This is a genomic window from Streptomyces sp., from assembly GCF_036566765.1.
Lineage (GTDB): Bacteria > Actinomycetota > Actinomycetes > Streptomycetales > Streptomycetaceae > Streptomyces.
In genome coordinates this window covers 1-3000 of record NZ_DATCVQ010000495.1, presented here as the reverse complement: position 1 = coordinate 3000, position 3000 = coordinate 1, and the positions used below count along the sequence as shown (strand labels likewise).

The following is a 3000-nucleotide window of genomic DNA, read 5'->3' as shown; positions in this document are numbered from 1 at the left end:
CTTCCCCGGCCGGCCCGCCGAGATCGACCACGGGCCGCGCGACCGCCCGCGGGTCGCCCTCACCTTCCACGGCCAGGGCGACCCGGCCGGCGCCCGCGCCGTGCTCGCCCACGCCGAACGGGCCGGCGCCCGGGTCACCGTCCTCGCCGTCGGCAGCTGGCTCGACCGGTACCCGTACCTGGCCCGCCGGATCCTGGACGGCGGCCACGAACTCGGCAACCACACCCAGCACCACATCGACGTCAACGCCATGACCGAGGCGCAGGCGTACGCCGAGATCAGCGCCTGCGCCCAGCGGCTGCGCCGGCTCACCGGGTCCATCGGCACCTGGTTCAGGCCGTCCCGCGCCCCGCACGCGAGCCCGCACGTCCGGCGGGCCGCCGCGCGGGCCGGCTACCCGCACATCCTCGGTTACGACGTCGACTCCCTCGACTTCACCTCGCCCGGCGCACCGGCCGTCATCCGCAACGTCACCGGGCCGATCCGCAACGGATCCGTGGTGAGCCTGCACTTCGGCTACGCGGACACGGTCGCCGCGCTGCCCGCCCTCCTCGCCGACCTCGACCGCCGCGGACTGCGCGCGGTGACCACGACGGAGCTGCTGACCTGATGCCTCCCCACATGACGCCCCGCCACCTGACGCCCTCTCCCGCCCTGGCCCGGTTCACCCGGCGCGCCTGCGCGCTGCTCGCCGCCGGTCTGCTCGCCGCCCTCGCCGGCTGCGGCTCCGACGACGGCCGGCCCCCGACCGGCCGCGGCGGCAAGGCCGCCCCGCCTCCCTCCGTGCCCAAGCCGGCCGTTCCGGCCGGGCTGCCCGGCATGCCGCCGGTCCTGGACCCGAAGGACATCTACGCGGCCGACCGGCCGAACCAGCTGTCCCCGGTGGTCAAGGGCTTCCCGTCCCGGGTCTACGTGCCCAACACCAACTCCAACACCGTCTCGGTCATCGACCCGGCCACGTACAAGGTCATCGAGACCATCCGGGTCGGCGTCCAGCCGCAGCACGTCGTCCCGTCCTGGGACTTGAAGACCCTGTGGGTCAACAACAACCGCGGCCACACGCTCACCCCGATCGACCCGGCGACCGGCGTCGCGGGCAAGGCGGTCGAGGTGCACGACCCGTACAACCTCTACTTCACGCCGAACGGCAAGTACGCCATCGTCATGGCCTCCATGGACCGCGAGTTGGTCTTCCGCGACCCGCACACCATGGAGCGGAAGAAGACCGTCCCGGTCTCCTGCTACGGCGTCAACCACGCCGACTTCTCCGCCGACGGCCGGTACTTCGTCGTCTCCTGCGAGTTCTCCGGCGAGCTGCTGAAGGTCGACACCGAGAAGATGGAGGTGATCGGCCAGCGGAAGCTGCCCTTCGAGGGCGCGATGCCGCAGGACGTGAAGATCTCCCCGGACGGCAAGACCTTCTACATCGCCGACATGATGGCGCACGGCATGTGGGTCCTGGACGGCGAGAAGTTCACCGAGCCGACCCTGCTGCCCACCGGCAAGGGCTGCCACGGCCTCTACATCTCCCGCGACTCCAAGGAGATGTTCGTCCCCAACCGCGGCGAAGGGACCATCTCCGTCTTCGACTTCGCCCAGAACAAGCTGACGAAGAAGTGGCAGCTGCCGGACGGCGGCTCCCCGGACATGGGCGGCGTCTCCGCCGACGGCAAGGTGCTCTGGCTGTCGGGGCGGTACGACTCCGAGGTGTACGCCATCGACACCGCCACCGGGAAGCAGCTCGCCCGGATCCCGGTCGGCGGCGGCCCGCACGGCCTCGCGGTCTACCCGCAGCCCGGCCGGTACTCGCTCGGCCACACCGGCGTCTTCCGCTGACGACGGGGGCGGCCCGCGGCGCGGCGGCCCCGGCCCCCGACCGGGGCCGCCCCCGCGCCGTCACCGCGCGGCCGAACGCGGTGGCGGGGCAGAATGAACGGAGCGGGTCGCCCGTGCCGTCGGCCGTTCAGGCCGCGACGAACAGCGCCTCGGAGGCCACCGGCCGGTACCCCGCGGCCTGGAACGTCCGGACGCTGCGGGCGTTGCCCGGCGACTGCTGGGACCAGACCACCGGCCCCGGCGTGAGGTGCCGGGCGGCCCGGGCCAGCGCCCGGCCGAGCCCCTGCTGCCGGGCGTGCTCGTCCACCTCGATCGCGGTCTCCCAGCGGCCCGCGACGCCCCGGCCGAGGATCAGCACGCCGCCGTCGGCCGTCCAGACCCGTACGTCGTCCCGGTACTTCAGGGCCCGCGCCACCCGCGGGTGCGACCGGTCCTCGATCTCGCGCAGCTCCAGGCCGGGGTCGCCGGGCAGCGCGTCGGCGACGGTCAGCAGGTCGACGGTGTTCATCCGGCGGCCGGTCTTCGCCAGCAGCCCGGTCAGGAAGACCGGGTTCATCGACGCCGCGAGCGGATCGGCGGCGGTCGCGGCGAGCGCCCCATGCACCCACTCCGGATCCTCGTCCGTGAAGATCACCGAGTGTGCCGTGAAGGCCAGGACGCCGGCGTCCCGCCGGTTCGGCTGCGCCACGACCACGGCCGACCCGTCCGGCGGCGGGAACTCCCCGCGCGCCGCCGCCGCCAGTATTCGTGCCACGTCGTCGCTCATGCCTCCATGATCCTCCCCCTACGCCCAGCGGGCGTGTGGGGACCCCATGCCCGGCGACCGGACACCGGATATCGCCCGATAGCCTGACCCCCGTCAGAAGACGTACCAAGAAGGGGTGGACCCAGTGGCGGACATCGAGTCGGCACGCAAGGCATTCGATCGCTACGACGTGGACGGGGACGGCTTCATCACCGCCGCCGAGTACAAGAGCGTCATGGCTCAGCTGGGCGACTTCCACGTCACCGAGACGGTCGCGGAGGCCCTGATCAAGCCGCAGGACGGCAACGGCGACGGCAAGCTCTCCTGGGACGAGTTCTGGGCCAACCTCAACAAGGCCTGATGCCTGCCCACCGGGACGCCCGCGCACGCTGAGCTGCCGGGCGTCCTGCGCTCGATGA

The 3000-nt window shown here is 72.7% G+C and carries 4 protein-coding genes; 3 read left to right on the top strand and 1 reads right to left on the bottom strand.

The window, feature by feature from the left end:
- Together VIU94_RS28835 and VIU94_RS28830 are read left to right on the top strand one after the other, a co-directional pair.
- The coding region (locus VIU94_RS28835) for a polysaccharide deacetylase family protein (protein ID WP_331915634.1) at positions 1-610 on the top strand (610 nt) is incomplete at its 5' end.
- 11 nt (positions 611-621) lie between these two features.
- Positions 622-1836, top strand: coding sequence for a YncE family protein (locus VIU94_RS28830; protein ID WP_331915632.1), 1215 nt, complete (start codon positions 622-624; stop codon positions 1834-1836).
- 127 nt (positions 1837-1963) lie between these two features.
- Here the strand turns inward: VIU94_RS28830 and VIU94_RS28825 are convergent, their stop codons facing one another.
- Entirely contained in the window at positions 1964-2602 is a 639-nt protein-coding gene (locus VIU94_RS28825; protein ID WP_331915631.1) for a GNAT family N-acetyltransferase, read from the bottom strand.
- Between the two features lie 124 nt (positions 2603-2726).
- On the opposite strand from VIU94_RS28825, the gene VIU94_RS28820 reads away from it, so the two are divergent.
- The gene (locus VIU94_RS28820) at positions 2727-2942 is read left to right on the top strand and encodes an EF-hand domain-containing protein (protein ID WP_331915630.1); all 216 of its coding nucleotides are present in this window, start codon (positions 2727-2729) and stop codon (positions 2940-2942) included.
- Positions 2943-3000 lie beyond the last annotated feature (58 nt).

Excerpts from the sequence above, each read along its gene's own strand:
- VIU94_RS28825 (WP_331915631.1), bottom strand. The coding sequence starts at position 2,602 with ATGAGCGACGACGTGGCACGAATACTGGCGGCGGCGGCGCGCGGGGAG.
- VIU94_RS28830 (WP_331915632.1), top strand. The coding sequence starts at position 622 with ATGACGCCCCGCCACCTGACGCCCTCTCCCGCCCTGGCCCGGTTCACC.